Origin of the sequence: Pseudomonas sp. 1D4, from assembly GCF_001728925.1 — a bacterium.
Classification (GTDB): domain Bacteria; phylum Pseudomonadota; class Gammaproteobacteria; order Pseudomonadales; family Pseudomonadaceae; genus Metapseudomonas; species Metapseudomonas otitidis.
Window position 1 is genome coordinate 15,381 of sequence record NZ_LXJQ01000056.1, and the last position, 21,975, is coordinate 37,355.

A 21,975-nucleotide genomic window follows, 5' to 3' on the forward strand; every position below is an offset into this window, starting at 1 on the left:
CATGCGTCCGCCCCCTCGCCTCGCTAAAAATCCCGATACATTCTCTCGCTGGTCATCACCCCGGTGACTCGGCAGCATGGCGCGCGTGACTCCCAACCCTATAGAGAGCCTGTGATGAGCCGATTCCTCAGTATCGCCCTGGCCCTGTGCATCGGCCTGACGCTCAGCCTGGACGCCAACGCCAAGCGGATGGGCGGGGGCAAGACCTCCGGTGCCGCACCGACCCACCAGACCCAGCAGACCCGCCAGGCCCAGCCTGATGCGCCGACCGCCGCCCCGAATGCAGCAGGTCGTCCGGCTGCCGCCAGTGGCGCCTCGCGCTGGCTCGGCCCGCTGGCCGGCCTCGCCGCCGGTGGCCTGCTGGCCTCCATGTTCATGGGCGACGGCTTCGAAGGCATGCAGATCTTCGACTTCCTGATCATCGCCCTGATCGCCTTCGTCATCTTCCGCTTCATCGCCGCCCGCAAGCGCCAGCAGATGGGTCAGCCGGCCATGGCCGGTGCCGCCGGTGGTGCGCCCTTCCAGCGTGAAATGCCGCAGCAGCAGGCACCGATCTTCGGCGGCGCCGCCCCGGCCGCCCCGGCCCGTGCCTTCAACGCGCCGAGCTGGTTCGACGAAGCCCGCTTCGTCGAGGCCGGTCGCGAGCACTTCCTCGCCCTGCAGCAGCACTGGGACGCCGCAGAGATGGACAAGATCGCCGAGTTCGTCACCCCGCAGATGCTCAACTTCCTCAAGGAAGAGCGCGCCAGCCTGGGTGAAGGCTTCCAGTCCACCTACATCGACAATCTGCAGGTGCAACTGGACGGCATCGACGAACTGGCCGACAAGACCGTCGCCACCCTGACCTTCAGCGGCGTCTCCAAGACCTCCCGCTTCGACCAGGGCGAAGTGTTCAGCGAAAGCTGGCGCATGGAGCGCGTCAACGGCGACAACCAGCCCTGGCTGGTGGCCGGCATCCGCCAGAACTGATCGCGACACTGGCATGAAGAAACCCCGGGCTTGTCCCGGGGTTTCTTTTGTGGGGCCTTGAGGATGAAGGGGGGATAACGCTCTTCGCATCCACCAACTCCCGCCGCCCACCCCCGGTCGGGCTGTACACGATCCGTAGGATGCGCTGAGGCCACGAAGCGCATCGCGTCCACGCCAGGCCGTGGCACCACATGTTGCGCTCTGCCCGATGGGCATCGCTGCGCTCAGCGCCATCCTACGGGTGCGTTGACCATGGCTTTGGCGCGGGGCCGGGACGCTGCGCGGTCCTTGGCGAATGAATTCGCCCCTGCACGGCATCACACCGTCTCGGTCATCCCCGCGCCCGCCGCCTTGCGCATGCCGATATGGGGGATGTCGTCCTCCAGGTACACCTCGGTCACCGGCTCGAAGCCGAAGCGCCCGTAGTACCCCTGCAGGTGCGCCTGGGCCGACAGGTACACCGGCATTCCCGGCCAGAGCCGTTCGCAGGCTTCCAGCGCCTGGGCCATCAGCGGTCGGCCCAGGCCCGCGCCGCGCGCGCTCGCCTCGATCACCACCCGGCCGATGACCACCTCGCCGCCCTGGCGAACCGGGTCCAGCAGGCGCAGGTAGGCCACCAGGCGTTCACCGTCACGGGCCATCAGGTGGTGGGTGTCGCCCACCAGGTCCAGCCCATCCACCTCCAGGTAGGGGCATTGCTGCTCCACCACGAACACCTGGGTGCGCAGGGCGAGGATGGCGTAGAGCGCCTCCTTGGTCAGGGCATCGTGGTGCTGGCAGCTCCAATCCAGGGTCATGTGCGGGCCTCGCGAAGTCGATCGGGTCGGCCAGTATGCCGGCGCAGCACGTCGCCTCGCGACGGTTTTTCCGACACGCCGGCTACTGTATAAAGCGCATCCCAATGCACGAGGGCCTGTCGCCGTGGAAGAAGTCATCGAACAGCTGCGCGAACTCAACGAACCGGTTCCCGTCCCGCTGGAGCTGCCCGACGAGGAGCTGCTGGTGGAGATCGAGGAACAGTTGCTGATCAACCTGCCCTTCGAGCTCCGCGAATTCCTGCTCAAGGTCAGCGACGTGGTCTACGGCCGCCTGGAGCCGGTGACCGTCACCGACCCGCAGTCCCACACCTACCTGCCGGAAGTCACCGCCGTGGCCTGGGACCTGGGCCTGCCCCGCGACCTGGTGCCGATCTGCCAGGACGGCGACGACTACTACGTGGTCGACGCCGAAGGCGAGGTGCTGCTGTGGTCCGGCGCCGAGGGCGAGATGACCGACGAGAGCTGGGACTCCGTCTGGCACTGGGCCCGGGACGTCTGGCTCGCCAACTGAGCCTCCGTCCTCGGCCACCGTCGGCAGGCGGCGATCAGCCGCCGCTGCGGGCCTGGCTGGTTTCCAGCGCCAGCAGGTTCATCAGGAAGTTGCCGAAGAACTGCATGTCCTGCTCGATGGCTGCCCGCGCGCCACGGGCGTCGCCTGCCCGCGCGGCCTCATAGGCGTCTTCATGGAAGTCGTTCAGGCGCAGGGACAGGTCCGCCTCGGTGAACAGCTGGTTGAAGAAGGGCCCGACCTGCAGCCAGAGGGATTCGATCATGCGCAGCAGCGTCGGGTTGGCGCAGGCGCGGTAGAGGGCCAGGTGGAACAGGCTGTTGTCGTCCAGGTAGCCCTGCACGTCGCGGCGCTCCAGGGCCTTTTCCATGCGCTCGACGCAGCCACCGAGGACCTCCAGGTCATCGGCGCCCAGGCGCGGTACGGCGGTTTCCACTGCCAGCCCTTCCAGCGCCAGACGCACCTGGAACACCTGGGCGAAGCGTTCCCGGGTCATCACCGGCACCCGTACCGAGCGCTGCGGCTCGCCTTCCAGGGCGCCTTCGGCCACCAGGCGCTGCAACGCGGCGCGCACCGGCATCGGGCTGGTGCCCCAGGCCGCGGCGAGGTCGCGGATCTTCATGCGCTCGCCGGGTTTGAACTGGCCTGCCAGCAGGCCTTCACGGAGTTGGAGGTACAACTGTTCCTGCAGGTTCTCGGCCATGGCGGATCACCGTGCGGAAACCGGCGGGGCCGGCAGTTGGCTGAGGGTCAGGCTGCAATCGCGCATCGTGGACACCGTCTATATCAAGGATTGGGGAGGCCCGCACGGGCTGTGCGGGCACGGGATTCGATCAGCAGGAGGACGGTTTCTTTCGCCTCCCTGTGATCACAAAGTAGGTGAAAGGCTACTCCAAATGACGTATCCGGCCAATGCTTGACACAAATGTGATCACAAATCACGATGCGCGGAAATTCGAACGAGGTGTTCAGCATGACCGCCAGTGGTATCAGCCAAGCCGCCGTGGAAACCTTCGCCGCCCGTGAGCGTACCCGCTTCATCGAGCGCAACCCGACGTCCGTCGCCCTCGCCGAGCGCGCCCGCAACTCGCTGTACGCCGGCGTGCCGATGCACTGGATGGCCGACTGGTCCACCCCCTGCCCGCTGTTCGTCGAGCGCGCCAAGGGCGCCCGCTTCTATGACGTGGACGGCCACGAATACATCGACTTCTGCCTGGGCGACACCGGCACCATGTTCGGCCACTCGCCGGACCCGGTGGCCCGCGCCATCGCCGAACAGGCCGGCAACGGCCTGACCACCATGCTTCCCGGTGAAGACGCGGTGGTCTGCGGCGAGCTGCTGGCCGCCCGCTTCGGCCTGCCCTACTGGCAGGTGACCGCCACCGCCACCGACTCCAACCGCTACGTGCTGCGCTGGGCCCGCGCCGTCACCGGCCGCAAGACCCTGCTGGTGTTCGACGGCTGCTACCACGGCACCGTGGACGACGTGATGGTGCGCAGCCGCGACGGCCGCACCGTGCACCGCTCCGGGCTGGTGGGCCAGGCCTACGACCTGACCCAGTACAGCCGCGCCATCCCCTTCAACGACGTCGAGGCCCTGGAAGCCGCCCTGGCCCAGGGCGACGTCTGCGCCCTGCTCTGCGAGCCGGCCATGACCAACATCGGCATGGTCCTGCCGGACCCGGGCTTCATGCAGACATGCCGCGAGCTGACCCGAAAGTACGGCAGCCTGCTGATCATCGACGAGACCCACACCATCTCCACCGACATCGGCGGCTGCACCCGCCTGTGGAACCTCGACCCGGACTTCTTCGTGGTCGGCAAGCCGATCGCCGGCGGCGTGCCCTGCGGCATCTTCGGCTGCAGCGCGGAGATGGCCGAACGCATGGCCGCCTCCCGCAGACAGGCCCAGGAAGACAGCCATGGCCACGGCCACAGCGGCATGGGCACCACCCTCTCGGCCAACGCCCTGGCGATGCACTGCATGCGCGCCAACCTCGAAGCGGTCATGACCCAGGCCGCCTACGACCACATGCTGCCCCTGGCCAAGCGCCTGGCCGACGGCTTCCGCCGGCTCATCGCCCAGCACGACCTGAAGTGGTCGGTGACCGAGCTGGGCGCCCGCAGCGAGTTCCAGTTCTGCCCGGTGTCCCCGCGCACCGGTGCCGAGGCCGAGGCCGCCTTCCATGACGAGCTGCAGATGGCCCTGCACCTGTACCTGATCAACCGCGGCATCCTCATCACGCCGTTCCACAACATGACTCTGTGCTGCCCTGCCACCTCCGAGGCGGACGTGGACCGGTTGATCGCCACCCTGGACCAGGCCATCACCGAGCTGCTGGCCATCCCCGGCGCCCGCGAGTAGTCCGTAGACCGGTCGGGCGGATGGCGCTGTCATCCGCCCCCACCCAACCACCGGTGGCTGGAGGCCGCGCCAGCCACCCGACGCGAGAACCCCCATGCCCTTCGCCCATCCTCAGGAAGCCCGCGACTTCCTCGAACGCCACCCCGAAGTCCGCAGCATCGAGCTGATGCTGATCGACGCCAACGGCATCCCCCGCGGCAAGCTGCTGCACCGTGACGAGCTGCTGGCCATCTACGAGAACGGCCGCCCGCTGCCCAGCTCCATCCTCTCCCTCACCCTGCAGGGCGAGGACGTGGAAGCCAGCGGCCTGGTCTGGGAAGTGGCCGACGCCGACTGCTGGACCTACCCCGTCGCCGGCTCCCTGTGCCTGCAGCCCTGGCGCGCCACCCCCACCGGCCAGGTGCAGGTGAGCATGCACCCGACCCAGGGCCAGCCGGCCGCCGCCGGCGACCCACGCCACGTGCTGGCGCGCACCATCGACCGGCTCAAGGCCGACGGCTACCACCCGGTCATGGCGGTGGAGCTGGAGTTCTACCTGCTGGACAAGCAGCGCGACGCCAACGGCCGCCCGCAGCCCGCCCTGCAGGCCAACGGCGTGCGTCCGCAGGCGCCCCAGGTCTACGGCGTGTACGAACTGGAACAGTTGCAGCCCTTCCTCGACGACCTCTACGCCGCCTGCGAAGCCCAGGGCCTGCCGGTGCGCACCGCCATCTCCGAATACGCCCCCGGCCAGTTGGAGCTGACCCTGGAGCACCGCTTCGACGCGCTGCAGGCCGTGGATGAAGGCCTGCGCTACAAGCGCCTGGTCAAGGGCGTGGCCAACAAGCACGGGTTGATCGCCTGCTTCATGGCCAAGCCCTTCGGCGACCTGGCCGGCAGCGGCCTGCACATGCACGTCAGCCTGGCCGACGCCGAGGGCAACAACCTGATGGCCAGCGAAGACCCCCACGGCACCCCGCTGCTGCGCCACGCCATCGGCGGCATGATGGCCACGCTCAACGACGCCCTGGCGATCTTCTGCCCCAACGCCAACTCCTACCGGCGCTTCCAGGCCAACAGCTACGCGCCGCTGGCCAAGAGCTGGGGGGTGAACAACCGCACCGTGTCCTTCCGCGTACCCGGCGGCCCGGCGAAGAGCCGCCACGTGGAGCACCGCATCTGCGGCGCCGACGCCAACCCCTACCTGGCGGCTGCGGCCATCCTGGCCGGCATCCACACCGGCATCCGCGAACAGATCGACCCGGGTGAGCCCATCGTCGGCAACGGCTACGAGCAGGCCCGCGAAACCCTGCCCACCGACTGGCTCACCGCCCTGCGCAACCTTGAGCAGTCCGCCTGGGCGAAGGACACCCTGGGCGAGGCGTTCCTGAAGGTCTACCTCGCCATCAAGTGGGAGGAGTTCCGCCAGTTCGTCAGCGAAGTGGGCGAGCAGGACTGGCGCTGGTACCTGACCCACGCCTGACCGCTGGAGGCCCTGCCGGCAGGGGACCGGCAGGGTTATCCACAGCGTCAGCGCAGCGGCAGGCAGCGGGCGTTGGGCCTGGGTTCGAGGGGCCCGGCGAAGCACACCCGGTCCCCGCCCTCCAGGCGCGCCGGCTGGCCGGGGTAATAGGGGTTATCCACAGGCGAGGCCGCCAGCGCCGCCGCCCAGCCGGACGGTTCGGCGGGCAGGTCATCCAGCAGCGCCAGCAGGCGAAGCTTCGCGTCCAGGTCCTGGATGCGGCCGGCGTAGGTGCGGAAATCCGGGCCAGCGATCCCCACCAGACGATCCCCCATCCAGTTGCGCCAGCCCGTGGGCTTGGGAAGGAGCCGGGGCTGTGCCTTCACCTCGCGGGCAAAATCCTTCGGTTCCAGCCGGGACAGTTCGGCAACCTGGCGGAAGGGCGGAAACGTGGCGTTGAGGCTCATGTTCGGCCGCACCAGCAGCGCCATGGCGATGCGCTCCTTCAACGGCGCCCCCTCACCAGGCAGGCTCTGGAACAGCGTCGCGATGTACAGCAGCTCCCGCTGCAACGGCTTGACCAGGGCACGCTCCGCCTCGTTCAGCGGTGCCGGCTGCTGCGGTGCAGGCATCCAGCCCTTACGGTACAGGCGGGCCTGCAACTCCAGGTTGCGGTCGATCAGCTTGCTGGTCATGACCTTCACGACAAGCTGGTCCGTCCTCGCCAAGAGGCGGCGCAGGCTGACCAACTCCTCTGCCAACAAACGCCGGGCCTCCTCACCCTCGCCCCTGCGCGCTCGCTGCATGATCTGCAGGCCAAACATCTGCTGGGCCCGATTGAGAGGGGACAGCTTCGGCAAGGGCTCGCTGGCACCTTCGGTGGTCAGCGTCTGATAGTCATCCAGCGTCAGCAGTTGGTTGTAGCGTCCGATCAGCAGGCCATGGTCTCGCACCCACGCATCCAACTCACCCTCCCGAGCCACAAGGCTCTCCCAGCAGCCGTCCTGCCCCAGGTCACACAGTTGGGGGATTTCGGACAATTCAAGTCCGGGCAGGTCGGGCAATTGGGCGTCCCCCGTCGGCCCATGCTGGGCGTACCAGCGCTCGTAGAGGTCCAGCCGCTCGCGGCCGTAGGCCTCCGGCGCCTGGTCGGCCGGCGCATCCATGCCCATCAGGTAAAGGAATGCCGCGCTGTCGGCGCCCTCGTGGCGGGCATCCCGCAGCCAGCCGGCCACCTCCGGAAGCAGCGGGTCGTCCCGCAGCAGCAGCGCGCCCCCCGTCACCAGGGCGGCCACCAGCACCGCACTGCCGAGCAGCCCGATCACGGCGCGCTTCATGGCTGCACCCGGGCGATGGGAAGGGGGATGAAGGTTTCGCAGCGCCACGTGGGGCGCCAGGTGTAGCCTGCCGGCATGGGAGGGCGTCCTTGCTTGGGAAAAAAGACGCCCATCATACGGGCGCCCGTCCCGGCGCGGTTGGCACCGCGTCACGCACCCCGACTCACACTGCCTCTGGAGCCCCGATGGAACCCGGCAACGCACAACTGACGATGACCGTCCTGATGACCCCGGACATGGCCAACTTCTCCGGCAACGTCCATGGCGGCACCCTGCTCAAGTACCTCGACGAGGTGGCCTACGCCTGCGCCAGCCGCTACGCCGGGCGCTACGTGGTAACCCTCTCGGTGGACCAGGTGGTGTTCCGCCAGCCGGTGCACGTCGGCGAGCTGGTGACCTTCCTCGCCTCGGTCAACTACACCGGCACCACCTCCATGGAGATCGGCATCAAGGTGATCACCGAGAACATCCGCGAACGTTCGGTGCGCCACACCAACAGCTGCTTCTTCACCATGGTGGCGCTGGACGACGAGCGCCGCCCGGCGCCGGTCCCGCCCCTGGAGCCGCAGACCCCCGACCAGAAGCGTCGATTCGTGCAGGGTCAGCAGCGGCGGGAGATCCGCCAGGAACTGGAACGCCGCTACCGCGCCTTGCGCGGCGAGGACGACGCCCAGGGTTGAGGACCCGGCTTGCACCCGGCAGGGGCAAATGCCCCTGCTGGCGGGTGCAGGCCGGCAGGCGGTTACTGGGCGTGACCGCTGTGCTGGCTGTGGTCGCCGTGCTCGGCGTGCTCGCCGTGGGCGTGGGCCTTCTCGCCGGCCGGAGCGGTCTTCTGTACGGCGATCTCCACCTTGAGGTCGCCGGCCTTCTCGAAGTGCAGGGTCAGGGGGAAGCGCTCGCCATCCTTCAACGGCTGCTTCAGGCCGAACATCATCAGGTGGTAGCCACCCTGCTCCAGGCGCACCTCGCCCCCGGCGGGAATGGCCAGGCCACCCTCCACCTGCTGCATCTTCATCACCCCGTCCTTGTGCACATGCTCGTGGATCTCGATCTTGCCGGCACGGGGAGTGTCGGCGCCCACCAGGCGGTCCGGGGTGTCGCCGTTGTTGTGCACCACCAGGTAGGCCGCACCGTTGGCGGACACCGGCGGCAGCTCCAGGGCCCACGGGTGGTCGATGTGCAGCTTGGCCACCTGGTACTCATGGGCCAGGGCGGCGGTGCTGAACAGGCCCAGCAGGGCGGCGGCGGAAATCAGGGTCTTGCGCATGGGGTCACTCCTTGGAAGTCGATCGGCGCCGGGGCCGGGCAGCGGCCATCGGGCACCGGGAACGCCGCGTACAGGGGCACGCGGCGGCAGACGGATTCAGACGAGCGACGGCGGTGCACGGGGCCGGGCACCGGGGAATACCGAGGCGGCACCATGGCCCGCCTCCGGCTCCAACGGGGCGAAGAACGCCGTGGCCGGCAACAGGGCAGGCAGCAGCGGTGCGGGCGTGAGCGCCGGGGAGGCGGAGAGCAGCGTGCAGTAGCCGCACTTGGCCAGCAGGTGGTCGGGGTGGGCCGGGAGCCTGGCCGCGTCACGCCCGGAGGCGCAGGCCATCTCCGCCAGCCAGGCCGGAAGCTCACCCGCCTGGGCGCGGACCTGGGACAGCAACGGACCGGCCACCACCAGCCACAGGGCCAGCAGTCCGAGCCAGGCGCCGAAGCGCATGCGTCCGTGATGAGCCAATCCCGTCTCCCGGGTCCGTTGGAGGGCGGCGTGGGCAGCGGCACCACGCCGGAAACCGCGCCATGCTAGCGATGCAGCGCCGGCAAGCATAGCCGCTGAAGGGCACCTCCCAACACTGCCTGCGTTGTCATCGCGGCGTTGAAAACAGCCTCAAATGCTCATTTACCGCACGTAAACGGCGCTTTTTCGCCTGTTTTTACCTTGCGCTGACTGCCTCGCCGACGTTTTTGGACGTGCCCTGAGTCAGATGGCCGCAGGTCAGCCCAGGCGACGCGCCTCGAAGCGCACGCGCGGGTGGGCGATGCGGTCCTGGGCCCGCACCAGTTCCAGTTCGTAGCTGCCGCAGGCCTGGGTCTCCAGCAGCACCTCATGCACTGCGGAGGCGGCGAATTCGAAGGCCGCTACCAGGGTGTCCCCCAGCAGCAGGCGGGCGAGGAACACCCCGGAGGTCAGGTCGCCCACGCCCACCGGCTGGCGCGGGAAGGCCAGCAGGGGCCGACGCAGCAGCCAACTGCCGTCGGTGCTGACCAGCAGCATTTCGAAGTCCTCCGGGGCGCGGCCGGGGTAGTCCAGGTGCTTCACCAGCACTGCACGCGGGCCACGGGCCAGCAGCGTGCGTGCCATGGCCACGCAGTCCTCCAGGGATTCCGGGCGGCGCCCGGCGAAGCTGTTCAGCTCCAACTGGTTGGGGCACAGGTAGTCGGCGGCAGTGGCGGCCTCTTCCAGCAGGAAACGGCTCACCTCAGGGGCCACCACGCAGCCCTTCTCCGGGTGCCCCATCACCGGGTCGCACAGGTACAGCGCACGTGGATTGGACGCCTTGATGCGGGCCACCGCCTCGAGGATCTCGCGGCCCTGGGCGGCGCTGCCCAGGTAGCCGGACAGCACCGCATCGCAGTTGCCCAGTTCGCCGATGGCGGCAATGCCCTCCACCAGTTGGGGGATCTGCCGAGGCGGCAGCACCTCGCCGGTCCACTGCCCGTACTGGGTGTGGTTGGAGAACTGCACGGTGTTCAGCGGCCAGACCTTCACCCCCAGGCGCTCGACCGGGAATACCGCCGCGCGGTTGCCGGCGTGGCCGAACACCACATGGGACTGGATGCTGAGGAGATGGGGCGTGCGCGACATGAATGGTCCTTCGGGTCGGGGTGGATCGAATGCCAGGAGGTGCGGGCTCGGTTCGCCGGCCATAATGGCAGGATTCTCCAACCTGCCGGCACCCACCGTCACCATGGAATCCCTGTATTTTTCGCCCATGCTGCTCGGGCTCAACCTGATGCTGGGCAGCGCCCTGGCCTGCACCGGGCTCTGGTACGTCTCGCGCCCCTATCGCGGCCCCGGCTTCTGGGCGGCGGGCGCCTGGCTGCTGATCCTCGGCATCCTCGCCTTCTTCGTCTTCGTCGCCACCGGCAACCGCGTGCTCAACGTCCTCGGCAACGCCACCCAACTGGCTGGCGAGGCGGTGCTGATGCTCGGGGTGTTCCGCTTCCTCGGCCGCCCGCTGCCGGTCTGGACGGTGCCGGCCAGTGCCGGGCTGATGGCCGCCTTCAACAGCTGGCACTGGTGGGTGGCACCGCTCAACAGCGAGCTGCTGATCGCCGTCTATGCCGCCATCGGCGGGGCGCTGCCCCTGCAGGCTGCCAGCGCCCTGCTGCGCCACCCGCGCGAACCCCAACTGCGCGGGGTGTGTGCCGGCGTCGGCGTGGTGCTGCTGGGCTACGCCCTGGTCACTCTGCTGCGGGGCGGCATCGCCGTGCACGACTGGCTGAACGCGGTGGAGCACCCCGACGTGACGCGCTCGGTGGCCTACCTGCTGCCCTACAACGTCGGCATCCCCCTGTGGGTCATCGCCCTGGTGGGCCTGGCGCTGATGACCATGCGCCGCATCCTCCTCGACAGCCAGCGCCACGCCGAGCAGGCCGAGGCGGGCGCCCAGCGCTTCGAGCGCCTGATGAGCCTGACCAGCGTGGGTCTGATGGTGCTGCAGGACGGCCGCATACAGGACAGCAACCCGGCCCTCGACAGCCTGTTCGGCCTGCCCCGCGACGGCCTGCGCGAGCGCACGCCCCAGGCGCTGTTCCCGGCCAGCGAACAGGCCGCACTGGAGCGCCTGCTGGCGGAGACCGACGGCACCCCGCGTGACTTCGCCGTGCAGCGCCAGGACGGCACCCTGCTCGCCGTCGAGTGCTCGGTGACGGCGCTGGACGACCACCAGCGGCTGGTGGAGATCCGCGACGTCAGCCACCGCAAGGCCCTGGAAGAACGCCTGCGCCTGCAGGCCACCACCGACCCGCTCACCGGCGCCCTGAACCGCCGGGCCTTCGACACCCGCGCCGAGCAGGAGCGCCTGCGGGCCCTGCGCCAGGGCCAGCCGCTGTGCCTGGCGATGCTCGACATCGATCATTTCAAGCGCATCAACGACCAGCACGGCCACGCCGCCGGCGACCTGGTGCTGCGGTCCTTCAGTCGCCTCTGCCAGGAGGCCGCCCGCAGCACCGACGTATTCGCCCGGATCGGCGGTGAGGAATTCGTCTTCCTGCTGCCCGACACCCCAGCCGATGCCGCCCGTCGTTTTCTTGAACGGTTACGCGAGGCGGTGGAGGGGCTGCACTTCGACGTGGAGGGTCAGACGCTGGCCATCAGCGTCAGCATCGGCCTGGCCGAAGGCCCGGCCGATCAGGGCCTGGAAGCACTCCAGGAGGCAGCCGACCAGGCGCTCTACCGGGCCAAGCAGCGGGGCCGCAACCGCCTCGAGCTGGCCTTCTGATCGGCCAAGGATGGGTTAAGCTTCAGCGCATCCGAGGGGAGTGATCATGATCAGTCTGGCCGATGTCTTCCTGTTCCTGCTGCTTGCCGCCGGCGCCGCCTGGCTCTGGCGCGGCCACGGTGTGCGCGAGCGCGCCCTGGTGCTGGTGAAACAACACTGCGCCCGTTTCGACGTGGAACTGCTGGACGGCAACGTCGCCCTGCAGCGCATGGCCATCGTCCGCGATGCCAAGGGCCACCGTCGTCTGGCGCGTATCTATGGCTTCGAATTCACCGTCACCGGCGAGCAGCGCCTGACCGGCACGGTGCAGATGTTCGGGAACCACGCGGGCCGCATCCAGATGGACCCGCACCCCTTCCAGGCCCCCCGCGAGCCGGAAGTCGTCGCCGGCAACGTCATCCAACTGGACACCTGGCGCCGCAACCACCCGCGCCAGGATGAGCAGCGCCAGGTGGAATGACCCACCGGGCTCAGCCTTCGCCGAGCCCCTCCAGCCTGTGGATAACCCCGTTCCAGTCCGCCCGCGTGGCGCCGGTCATGGCGCCACGCAGCAGCCGACAGCCCAGGCGGAAGCCGAGCCGCGCCCTCCGCGCCTGGTTATGCCGGCAGCGTTCGAACAGCCAGTCGGGATCGAACCCCTGCCACACCCCCGCCACGCTCCAGGCGTTGAGCCAGACGGCGGGCGCCACTTCCAGCGCGTAGATCGCCTCCAGTTCGGCCTGTGGATAACCGCTGTCGCGCAGGCAGCGCGCCAGCCGCAGCAGATCGCCCGCGTCCAGCTCGGTGTCCAACCACAGCTCCGAGAGCGCCAGCCAGACCGCCTCGCGACGCGGGTCGCTCACAGACTGCGGCCGAGGAAGTCCACCACCCGCTCGGCGGCGGCGTCCGGGTCTTCCTGCATGAAGCAGTGGCCGCCCTCCACCACCTGGGCGCTGACGTGGCCGTTGAGGGCACAGAGCCGCGCCACCGAACGGGCGACGAAGGGGTAGCTGGCCTCGCCGTGGAGGATCAGGGTCGGCGTGGCAATGCGCGCCAGCGACGGCCAGAGGCGTTTCGGGCAGGAGCTGAACACCTCGGCCTCACGACTGGGGCGGCACTTCAGCTCGACGCCGCCCTCCACCGCCTTGATCGCATGGTCCACGTAGGCCGTCAGGGCATCGTCGCGCCAGCCACGGAAGATGCCGCGCCCATGCAGCGCCTTGAAGGCCGCCTCGCGGTCGCTCCATTGGTGGCGCCGGGCCCGGGCACGCTTGGCCAGGGTGGTACGCCGGTGCAGGCCGAGCACCTCGCTGAAGGCCATCACCCCGATCATCGCCGGGGTGAAGATCACCGGGTCCAGCAGCACCACACGCTGGAACAGCGCGGGGTGGCGGGCCAGCACCAGGCTGGTGAGCACGCCCCCGAAGCTGTGCCCCAGGGCCAGGCGCGGCACCTCGCCGAAGCGCCCGCGACCGGCCTCGAACGCCTCCACCGCCAGCTCCGCGTTGCGGTTCCAGCCCAGGAAGCGCCCGCCATGATCACTCTCCCCGTGCCCCTGCAGGTCGCACAGCCAGAGGTCGAAGTGCGCCTCCAGGCGCGCCAGCATCGGCGCATAGGCGCGGGTGCAGAAGCCGTTGCCATGCAGGAAGTGCAGCAGTGGCCGGCCACTGGGCGGGCTGTGCCAGCCACGCAGGGTGAAACCGGCGGACGTGGAATGGGACCAGGCGATCAACGACATGGGACAGGCTCGCAACGGGAAGCGCGCAGTGTATCGCCGGATGCCGCCCACCGGCAGCCTGTGGACACCCGCTGGCTACAGGGGTTATCCACAGGCTGTCGCCACCCCGCTCGTGCTATCGTCGCAGCCCCCTGCACCACCCCGGACCCGCCCGTGCCCAGCCTGCCCCCGCGCATCGTCCCGCTGACCCTGCTGTTCGTCATCGGCCTGCTGCTGTCGATGCACCAGGCCGGGCGCCAGGCCGAGTACGCCGCCCTGCGCGAGGAAGGCCTCCAGGCCGGGGCCCAGCTCGGGCTCTACCGCAGCGCCCTGAGCACCCTGATCGAACGCTACCGCGCCCTGCCCGCCGTACTGGCGCTGGACCCGGAGCTGCGCCAGGCCCTGCAGGCACCGCTGACCGACGACCTGCAACGGCAGCTCAACCTCAAGCTGGAACGCATCAACGGCGCCGCCCGTTCCTCCACCCTGGAGCTGATGCGTGAAGACGGCCTGGCCATCGCCGCCAGCAACTGGCGCCTGCCCACCAGCTACGTCGGCCACAACTACGGCTTCCGCCCCTACTTCCTGGAAACCCGCACTCAGGGCACCGGGCGTTTCTATGCCGTGGGCGTGGTCAGCGGCATCCCCGGCTACTTCCTCTCCCACGCCATCCACGACGATGCCGGGCGCTTCCTCGGCGCCATCGTGGTCAAGCTGGAGTTCCCCGAGCTGGAACACCAGTGGCGCGAGCGCCCCGACGTGATCCTGGTGAGCGACGCCAAGGGCATCGTCTTCATCGCCAACCAGCCGGCCTGGCGCTACCGCGAACTGGCACCGCTGGACGCCGCGCAGCGCGCCGAGCTGGCCGCCACCCGGCAGTACGACAAGAAGCCCCTGGTGCCCCTGGAGCACCAGACCCGCGAGGACTTCGGCGACGGCAGCCGCCTGGTGCGGGTCAAGGGCCCGGACGGTGAACAGGACTACCTCTGGGAATCCGAGGCGCTGCCCAGCGAGGGTTGGACCCTGCACCTGCTGCACCGCCCCCAGGGCGCTGCCAGCAGCGCCCGCACCGCCAGCCTGGCCGCCGGCGGGGTATGGTCGGCGCTGTTCTTCCTCGGCCTGTTCCTGCAGCAGCGCTGGCGCCTGGCGCGCCTGCGCCAGCAGAGCCGCGAGGAGCTGGAGCGCCTGGTGGAACAGCGCACCGCCGACCTGCGCACCGCCCAGGACGGCCTGGTGCAGGCTGCCAAGCTGGCCGCCCTGGGGCAGATGTCGGCGGCCCTCGCCCATGAGATCAACCAGCCGCTGACCGCCCTGCACATGCACCTGGGCAGCCTGCGCCTGATGCTGGACAACGGCCAACTGGAGCCGGCGCGCAAGGCCCTCGACCGCCTCGACGAGTTGCTGCAACGCATGGCCGCCCTCACCGGTCACCTCAAGACCTACGCCCGCCGCACCCCCGGTGGCCTGCGGGAAACCCTGGAACTCGGCGACGTGGTGGGCAAGGCCCTGCAACTGCTCACCCCGCGCCTGCGCGACAGCGACGCCCACATCGTCCAGCACCTGGAGCAGCCGGCCTGGGTCCAGGGCGACGCCATCCGCCTGGAACAGGTGCTGGTCAACCTGCTGCGCAACGCCCTGGATGCCGTCGATGGCCAGGCCGCGCCAAAGGTGGAGATCAGCCTGCGGCGCGACGGCGAACACTGGTGCCTGGAGGTCGCCGACAACGGCGGCGGCGTCCCTGCCGATGTGCTGCCCCAGGTCTTCGACCCCTTCTTCACCACCAAACCGGTGGGCGACGGCCTGGGCCTCGGCCTGGCCGTGTCCTACGCCATCGTCCATGAACTGGGCGGGCGCCTGGCTGCGGAAAACCGTGGCCCCGGCGCGGTGTTCCGCCTCAGCCTGCCGGCCAGCCCCCCCGAGGAGCGAGCATGACCTCCCCCCACGTGATCTTCGTCGACGACGAAGCCGCCATCCGCGAAGCCGTGCGCGAATGGCTGGAACTCTCCGGCTTCGCCGTGCGCCTGTGCGCCAGCGCTGCCGAGTGCCTGCAGGCCCTGGAACCGGACTTCCCCGGTGTGGTGGTCAGCGACCTGCGCATGCCGGGCATGGACGGCCTGGCCCTGCTGGAGGCGGTCCAGGCCCGTGACCGCGACCTGCCCTTCCTGCTGGTGACCGGCCACGGCGACGTGCCCCAGGCGGTGGAAGCCATGCGCCTGGGCGCCTATGACTTCATCGAGAAGCCCTTCACCCCCGAGCGCCTGCTGGGCAGCCTCCAGCGCGCGCTGGAGAAGCGCCGCCTGCAGCAGGAGAACCGCCGCCTGCGCCAGCAGGCGGACAGCCGCGCGCAACTGGACGGCCGCCTGCTGGGCATCTCCCGGCCCATCCTGCACCTGCGCAAGCAGGTGCTGGACCTGGCGCAGACGCCGGTGAACGTCCTGCTGCGGGGCGACACCGGCAGCGGCAAGGAACTCGTCGCGCGTTGCCTGCACGACTTCGGCCCGCGCGCGGAACGGCCCTTCGTCGCCCTCAACTGCGCCGCCATCCCGGAGAACCTCTTCGAGAGCGAGCTGTTCGGCCATGAAAGCGGCGCCTTCACCGGCGCCCAGGGCAAGCGCATCGGCAAACTGGAGCACGCCAACGGCGGCACCCTGTTCCTCGACGAGATCGAGAGCATGCCCCTGGCCCAGCAGGTGAAGCTGCTGCGGGTGCTGCAAGAGCAGCAACTGGAGCGCCTGGGTTCCAACCAGAGCATCCGCATCGACGTGCGGGTGGTGGCCGCCACCAAGCCGGACCTGCGCGACGAAGTGCGCGCCGGGCGCTTCCGCGAGGACCTGCTCTACCGCCTGAACGTCGCCGAGCTGCAGTTGCCGCCGCTGCGGGACCGCCGCGAGGACATCCCCCTGCTGTTCGAACACTTCGCCGCCCTGGCCGGCGAACGCCTGCAGCGCCCGGTGCCGAACCTCACCCCGGCCGAGCTGGCGCACCTGCTGGCCCACGACTGGCCCGGCAACGTGCGCGAGCTGGGCAACGCCGCCGAGCGCCACGTGCTGGGGCTGGTCGCACCGCTGGACGCCCCCCGCGAGGACGGCGTGCCGTCCCTGGCCGAGCTGATGGAAGCCTACGAGGCGCAATGCCTGCGCCAGGCCCTGGCCCGCAGCAAGGGCGACATCAAGGCGGTGATGGCGCTGCTGCAACTGCCGCGCCGCACCCTCAACGAGAAGATGCAGCGCCACGGCCTGGCCCGTGGCGACTTCCTCCCCGGCGAAGACGACTGATCCATCCACAGGGCCTTCCGGCCCTGTGGTCATAAATCCACCTGAATGCCAAAGGCCCCGTCAATCGGGGCCTTCGGCGCTGTGGACACAGCTTTTCAACAGGTTGATACACGCTATCTGGGGACAGCTCCCAGGCGGCGCTTTTCCACACCTCGCCCCCCCTTTACTCCGCAAAATCCCTTGTACGGCAGGACCTTGCAAATAATATGATCAGTAAACGTACAGCTTGCTCCGTGCCACACCCGACACGGCCTGTGTACAACTGAAAACAGTTTATCCACAGAATTTTCCCCTTAAAGCTGGGACAAATGTGGACAGTTCGCCCAGCGCGTCGCTCGCTGTGTGCATCCAATCGCCATCGCACCCCTGATCAAATCGCGATCAAATCGACGAAAGCCTTATCAATAAAGGCTTTCAAGTGATTGAGCACAGCTTATCAACAGGCTGATCCACCTGATCTGGGGACTGTTGATAGCTTCATGAACAGGCAAACACCACCGCTGCCTGCGGTGCGACAGGGTAATCGCTCAGAATTCGTACAACCCCTTTAAGGCCTTGCAATCCCTGGCCTTCAGAGAGGTGCAGACAGCTTGTACACAGGCCCTTCCACCGTTATTGGGGACGGTGTGGATAGCAGGGAGAACGCTCCTTCTGACGGGCCGGCTGCCGCTCCGGCCCGGCCTGTCCGACACACGCCAGATGCCCCCCACCGCCCAGCCAGCAAGGGCTCAATTAATGATCAATCGGCTGAACAGCCCGCCAGCCGTGGCTGACAGGCAGGTGCGTACAGTTTTTCCACAGGGTCTTCCCCGGTTACTGGGGGCAATGTGGACAGAAAAGCCACCGGCGCAGGGCCTTTTTCACACGACTGGATAGACCGCACATCGATCAAAAAACGATCCAAACGCCAGAGGCCCCGCCAAATCGGGCCTCTGACGGTCTGGCTACAGCTTGTCCACAGGCTCATCCCCGGTGTTTGGGGACAGGTGGGGATCATGCAGCGGTTCTGTCCACAGTTCACAACTGCGTAGAACCGGCGCATGGCAGGGCCCAGCTACTGATCAGAATCTGTACGAAGGCCTGAAAGCCTTGTTGATACTGGGTCTTGTCGATCTATCCACAGCTTGGGCACAGTACCGTCCACGGGAATTGGGGACGATACCCAACAGGCCGTATCCGCTCACTTATCCCGTTGGACATTAAGTGATCAACCCTCCACAGACAGCTTGCAGCCTGGCCTCTGGCGGGGTGGCTACAGCTTTTCCACAGGCTCATCCACGCCATTTGGGGACAGTCGCCCACAGGGCGGACGCCCATCCACAGGCCTTGCCCTGTGCAAATCCTGATCGAATGCCTGAAACCCACGGATGACGGGGCATAGGGGAATCTGCCCACAGCTTGTCCACGCTGTGCTCCACCGGAATCGGGGATGAACACCTGCCCCTGGCGCTTCCCATGTGCGGCAGGGTGCCCGGAAACCATGAAGAAGGTATGCGCACGCCAACACCGGGCACTCGGCAACAACCCGCTCATCGCCCGTTCCGGCATCGGCGGGATTCCGCGCAGCGAAGCCCCTCCATCGAGCCGAACCCCAGCAACGGCGCGGCCTCCAGTGCCTGGCACAGGTCCTGCTATGGGGCCTGTCCAAGCCCGGCCAGTCCGTGCGCACAACAACAACGACTCGAGGAACCACGATGGACAGCTCCAGCACCCTGACTGCCTCAGCAACACCCCGCACCACGTCCCAGCGCATCAAGTCGATCTTCAGCGGCTCGGTGGGCAACCTGGTGGAGTGGTACGACTGGTACGTCTACGCCGCCTTCTCGCTGTACTTCGCCAAAGCCTTCTTCCCCCAGGGCGACCTGACCGCTCAATTGCTGAACACCGCCGCGATCTTTGCCGTGGGCTTCCTGATGCGCCCCATCGGCGGCTGGCTGATGGGCATCTACGCCGACCGCAAGGGCCGCAAGGCCGCCCTGCTGGCCTCGGTGCTGCTGATGTGCTTCGGCTCGCTGATCATCGCCCTGACCCCCAGCTACGAGAGCATCGGCATCGCCGCGCCCATCCTGCTGGTGATCGCCCGCCTGCTGCAGGGCCTCTCGGTGGGCGGTGAATACGGCACCTCCGCCACCTACCTGTCGGAGATGGCCACCAAGGAACAGCGCGGCTTCTACTCCAGCTTCCAGTACGTGACGCTGATCTCCGGCCAGCTCATCGCCCTGGCGGTGCTGATCGTGCTGCAGCAGACCCTGACCACCGAGCAGCTGGACAGTTGGGGCTGGCGCGTGCCCTTCTTCATCGGCGCGGCCTGTGCCGTGGTGGCGATGTTCCTGCGTCGCGGCATGGAGGAGACCGACTCCTTCACCCAGAAGAAGGACAAGCCCAAGGAAAGCCTGCTGCGCACCCTGATGCGCCACCCCAAGGAAGTGCTGACCGTGGTTGGCCTGACCATGGGCGGGACCCTGGCCTTCTACACCTACACCACCTACATGCAGAAGTACCTGGTCAACACCGTGGGCATGAGCAAAGGCGACTCGACCATGATCTCGGCCGCCACGCTGTTCCTGTTCATGCTGCTGCAGCCCATCGTCGGCGCGCTCTCGGACAAGATCGGCCGGCGCCCGATCCTGATCGCCTTCGGCGTGCTGGGCACCCTGTTCACCTACCCGATCCTCAGCACCCTGCACACCATCGAAACCTGGTGGGGCGCGTTCTTCCTGATCATGGCGGCGCTGGTGATCGTCAGCGGCTACACCTCGATCAACGCCGTGGTGAAGGCCGAGCTGTTCCCCACCGAGATCCGCGCCCTGGGCGTGGGCCTGCCCTACGCGCTGACCGTGTCCATCTTCGGCGGCACCGCCGAGTACATCGCGCTGTGGTTCAAGAGCATCGGCATGGAGAGCGGCTTTTACTGGTACGTGACCGCCTGCATCGCCTGCTCGCTGATGGTGTACCTGTTCATGAAGGACACCCGCACCCACTCGCGCATGAACGACGACTGATACCTTTGGGCCGCCCCGGCCCTGGCTGCGGCTTGCCGTAGTCGTTTTATTCCGCAGACGGGCCCGCAAGGGCCCGTTTTCGTTTCTGTACGCCTCGCGCTCTACGTCCGGGCGCACATAGAACCAGTGCTTGGCTTGAGAGGTTGGGCGGGGACAGTGCCCCTTCAGGAGGCCGAGCGGAATCGTCGTGGAAGGGGTTGAGCGACATGGATGTCGCGAGAGCGCTGCCGGGCCAGGGATGGCCCGTCAGCGCGTGCCCCTGGAACGACGATGTAGCGAGGGGACCCGACGTAGTCGGGCCGTATGCAGGGGCAAGCCTTTTTGGCTCCTTTTGGGGCGACTGCCAAAAGGGGCTCGCCCGGGAGGGCGAAACAGAAAACACCAGCAGAACTCGATAATCAGCCTAACTCCCTCTCAAGTGCTGGAGAGGCATCACTCCCGCAACCGACAGGCCTCAAGCCCCGCCGAGAGGACGGCCTCCTCCTGCGGCTCGCTGAAGATCAGCTCCAGCCGCGAATCCCGCCGCCACTCACTGGGGCGCCAGTGCAGCGGGGCGCCGTCCAGGGCGTTGGCCGAGACCCAGCCCTGCGCGCTGTGGATAACCAGCTTGGCGCGGCGCCAGTCCAGGCCCTGGAGCCAGGCGGCCAGGTGCTGCGGGTCGAAGCGCTGGGACGGGTGCCAGCGCCAGCCGATGCTCCAGCCGTCCCCCTGGCCGCCGGCCTGGCAGAGGGGCCGGGTCGGGTCTGTCCACAGGGTCGGCAAAGCCGGCGGGGCACTGGGCAGCGCGAGGTTATCCACAGCCACGCCGGCGCGCGCCGCCAGGCCAGGCAGGCGTTCCAGCGGCAGTTGACCCTGTTCGGTCCAGCACTGGGGCACCGCTGGCAGGGCCTGGACGATGCGCTGACGAGCGTCGGCTTGCAGGCCCCCGGCCTTGTTCAGCACCAGCAGCCCGGCACCTTCCAATGCCGCCTGCTGGCTGGCGGGCAGCGGCTCACCGCGAGCCAGGGCCTGGGCATCCAGCACCACCAGGGTGGGCTGCAGGGCCAGCACCTCGGTCCAGGGCGCGGCAACGAGCTGCCGACGCAGCTCCCCCGGGTGGCCCAGCCCGGACGGTTCGATGAACAGCCGGTCCGGCCGCGCCTTGCGCAGCAGGCGCCCGAGCCCGACCTGGAAGGGCGCGCCGTTGACGCAGCAGAGGCAGCCGCCGGCCACCTCGGCCAGGCTGATGCCGTCCTCGCCGGTTTCCAGCAGCGCGGCATCCAGGCCGACCTGGCCGAATTCGTTGATGAGCACCGCCCAGCGCTCGCCCATGGGGCGTTGGGCCAGCAGGTGGCGGATCAGGCTGGTCTTGCCGGCACCGAGAGGGCCGGCCACCAGATGGGTGGGGATGTGAGTCAGCATGGGTGCCATGGTGCGGTGTCACAGGCTGTGAATAAAGGGCCGTGATAAAGTCGCGCATCCTAGAAACTCGGGTTGGTGCTTCATGCGTGTGTTCCTGCTGCCCCTGCTGCTGCTTGCCTCGTCCCAGGCCCTGGCGGAAGCCTGCATTGTCCACAGCCAGAGCGACCGGCTGGACGTGAAGGTCTGCCAGGCCAACCGCAGCATTCCCTCCCAGTTGTTCCGCGACGGCTTCTGCAAGCCGCAGATGCCGGGCCAGAAGGTGGAGGTGAGCTATGCCGAGCAGTGCCCCGAAGGGGCCTTCGGCGTCTGCCGCAACAGCCAGGTGAGCAACATCGCCTACCGCCAGGACCTCTACTACTACGGCGTCGCCAGCGACGCGCGCTACCTCAAGCCGTTCTGCGAGGGCCAGGGCAAAGGCACCTGGGAAAGCCCGTCGTCATCAGCCGGTAACAGCCAGGCGGTGAAATAGCCTCGGGTACCTCGCCCATGCCGGCTCGGCCGGCAGGGCCTCGGTGATGCAGGGCCACCTTCGGGTGGCCCTTTTTTTGATCTGTGGATAAGCATCGGTAGGCCCGGTACCTGCCGCCACACACCGTAGAATGGGGTGAGCTGTGCGAACCCCATCAAGCCGAGCCACACCTGCCGCTCAGGCCAACCAATCCAACGT

The 21,975-nt window shown here is 68.2% G+C and carries 20 protein-coding genes; 11 read left to right on the forward strand and 9 right to left on the reverse strand.

Annotated features, from left to right (window positions below):
* Positions 1 to 114 precede the first annotated feature (114 nt).
* A complete protein-coding gene (locus A7D27_RS22755; RefSeq protein ID WP_069566172.1) occupies positions 115 to 969 on the forward strand; it encodes a Tim44 domain-containing protein in 855 nt (284 codons plus the stop codon).
* A 317-nt stretch (positions 970 to 1,286) separates the two neighbouring features.
* On the opposite strand, the gene A7D27_RS22760 is transcribed toward A7D27_RS22755, so the two are convergent.
* Complete coding sequence (locus A7D27_RS22760; protein WP_069566173.1) at positions 1,287 to 1,766, reverse strand: GNAT family N-acetyltransferase; 480 nt, start codon at positions 1,764 to 1,766, stop codon at positions 1,287 to 1,289.
* A 124-nt stretch (positions 1,767 to 1,890) separates the two neighbouring features.
* Between A7D27_RS22760 and A7D27_RS22765 the strand changes: the two genes are divergently transcribed.
* Complete coding sequence (locus tag A7D27_RS22765) at positions 1,891 to 2,298, forward strand: SMI1/KNR4 family protein (protein WP_069562093.1); 408 nt, start codon at positions 1,891 to 1,893, stop codon at positions 2,296 to 2,298.
* A 34-nt stretch (positions 2,299 to 2,332) separates the two neighbouring features.
* Here A7D27_RS22765 and A7D27_RS22770 read toward each other — a convergent pair whose 3' ends face one another.
* A complete protein-coding gene (locus A7D27_RS22770; protein WP_069566174.1) occupies positions 2,333 to 2,998 on the reverse strand; it encodes a GntR family transcriptional regulator in 666 nt (221 codons plus the stop codon).
* A 270-nt stretch (positions 2,999 to 3,268) separates the two neighbouring features.
* Between A7D27_RS22770 and A7D27_RS22775 the strand changes: the two genes are divergently transcribed.
* Both A7D27_RS22775 and A7D27_RS22780 read left to right on the forward strand, forming a co-directional pair.
* Positions 3,269 to 4,660, forward strand: a complete 1,392-nt coding sequence (locus A7D27_RS22775) for an aspartate aminotransferase family protein (RefSeq protein ID WP_069562095.1) — start codon at positions 3,269 to 3,271, stop codon at positions 4,658 to 4,660.
* 94 nt (positions 4,661 to 4,754) lie between these two features.
* Positions 4,755 to 6,122 (forward strand): glutamine synthetase family protein, encoded by a 1,368-nt coding sequence (locus A7D27_RS22780; protein ID WP_069566175.1) that lies wholly within the window; start codon positions 4,755 to 4,757, stop codon positions 6,120 to 6,122.
* Positions 6,123 to 6,169: 47 nt separating this feature from the next.
* Here A7D27_RS22780 and A7D27_RS22785 read toward each other — a convergent pair whose 3' ends face one another.
* Entirely contained in the window at positions 6,170 to 7,438 is a 1,269-nt protein-coding gene (locus tag A7D27_RS22785; protein ID WP_069566176.1) for a hypothetical protein, read from the reverse strand.
* Between the two features lie 185 nt (positions 7,439 to 7,623).
* On the opposite strand from A7D27_RS22785, the gene A7D27_RS22790 reads away from it, so the two are divergent.
* Complete coding sequence (locus tag A7D27_RS22790; protein WP_069562098.1) at positions 7,624 to 8,118, forward strand: acyl-CoA thioesterase; 495 nt, start codon at positions 7,624 to 7,626, stop codon at positions 8,116 to 8,118.
* 62 nt (positions 8,119 to 8,180) lie between these two features.
* Here the strand turns inward: A7D27_RS22790 and A7D27_RS22795 are convergent, their stop codons facing one another.
* From A7D27_RS22795 to pdxY, 3 genes are all read right to left on the reverse strand, one after another.
* A complete protein-coding gene (locus tag A7D27_RS22795; protein WP_069563593.1) occupies positions 8,181 to 8,705 on the reverse strand; it encodes a copper chaperone PCu(A)C in 525 nt (174 codons plus the stop codon).
* 96 nt (positions 8,706 to 8,801) lie between these two features.
* Complete coding sequence (locus A7D27_RS22800) at positions 8,802 to 9,167, reverse strand: DUF2946 family protein (RefSeq protein WP_240923129.1); 366 nt, start codon at positions 9,165 to 9,167, stop codon at positions 8,802 to 8,804.
* A 258-nt stretch (positions 9,168 to 9,425) separates the two neighbouring features.
* Positions 9,426 to 10,295 carry a pyridoxal kinase PdxY gene (gene pdxY / locus A7D27_RS22805; RefSeq protein WP_069566178.1) on the reverse strand — a complete coding sequence of 290 codons (870 nt, stop codon included), beginning with the start codon at positions 10,293 to 10,295 and terminating at the stop codon, positions 9,426 to 9,428.
* A gap of 64 nt (positions 10,296 to 10,359) precedes the next feature.
* Between pdxY and A7D27_RS22810 the strand changes: the two genes are divergently transcribed.
* A complete protein-coding gene (locus A7D27_RS22810) occupies positions 10,360 to 11,934 on the forward strand; it encodes a sensor domain-containing diguanylate cyclase (protein WP_069566179.1) in 1,575 nt (524 codons plus the stop codon).
* Between the two features lie 46 nt (positions 11,935 to 11,980).
* Positions 11,981 to 12,394, forward strand: coding sequence for a DUF3301 domain-containing protein (locus A7D27_RS22815; RefSeq protein WP_069566180.1), 414 nt, complete (start codon positions 11,981 to 11,983; stop codon positions 12,392 to 12,394).
* Positions 12,395 to 12,404: 10 nt separating this feature from the next.
* Here the strand turns inward: A7D27_RS22815 and A7D27_RS22820 are convergent, their stop codons facing one another.
* Complete coding sequence (locus tag A7D27_RS22820) at positions 12,405 to 12,776, reverse strand: hypothetical protein (protein ID WP_069566181.1); 372 nt, start codon at positions 12,774 to 12,776, stop codon at positions 12,405 to 12,407.
* Positions 12,773 to 13,651 carry an alpha/beta fold hydrolase gene (locus A7D27_RS22825; protein ID WP_069566182.1) on the reverse strand — a complete coding sequence of 293 codons (879 nt, stop codon included), beginning with the start codon at positions 13,649 to 13,651 and terminating at the stop codon, positions 12,773 to 12,775. The genes A7D27_RS22820 and A7D27_RS22825 overlap by 4 nt, the downstream gene beginning before the upstream one ends.
* A gap of 219 nt (positions 13,652 to 13,870) precedes the next feature.
* Here A7D27_RS22825 and A7D27_RS22830 point away from each other — a divergent pair, with 219 nt between their 5' ends.
* The 3 genes from A7D27_RS22830 to A7D27_RS22840 all read left to right on the forward strand — a co-directional run bounded on the left by A7D27_RS22830 (position 13,871) and on the right by A7D27_RS22840 (position 19,907).
* Complete coding sequence (locus tag A7D27_RS22830) at positions 13,871 to 15,562, forward strand: ATP-binding protein (RefSeq protein WP_083265745.1); 1,692 nt, start codon at positions 13,871 to 13,873, stop codon at positions 15,560 to 15,562.
* Entirely contained in the window at positions 15,559 to 16,905 is a 1,347-nt protein-coding gene (locus A7D27_RS22835) for a sigma-54 dependent transcriptional regulator (RefSeq protein ID WP_069563600.1), read from the forward strand. The genes A7D27_RS22830 and A7D27_RS22835 overlap by 4 nt, the downstream gene beginning before the upstream one ends.
* Before the next feature lie 1,694 nt (positions 16,906 to 18,599).
* Complete coding sequence (locus tag A7D27_RS22840; protein ID WP_069566184.1) at positions 18,600 to 19,907, forward strand: MFS transporter; 1,308 nt, start codon at positions 18,600 to 18,602, stop codon at positions 19,905 to 19,907.
* 432 nt (positions 19,908 to 20,339) lie between these two features.
* Here the strand turns inward: A7D27_RS22840 and A7D27_RS22845 are convergent, their stop codons facing one another.
* Positions 20,340 to 21,308, reverse strand: a complete 969-nt coding sequence (locus A7D27_RS22845) for a GTP-binding protein (protein ID WP_069566185.1) — start codon at positions 21,306 to 21,308, stop codon at positions 20,340 to 20,342.
* Between the two features lie 82 nt (positions 21,309 to 21,390).
* Here A7D27_RS22845 and A7D27_RS22850 point away from each other — a divergent pair, with 82 nt between their 5' ends.
* Complete coding sequence (locus A7D27_RS22850; protein ID WP_069563689.1) at positions 21,391 to 21,777, forward strand: NADH:ubiquinone oxidoreductase; 387 nt, start codon at positions 21,391 to 21,393, stop codon at positions 21,775 to 21,777.
* The last annotated feature ends 198 nt before the right edge of the window (positions 21,778 to 21,975 follow it).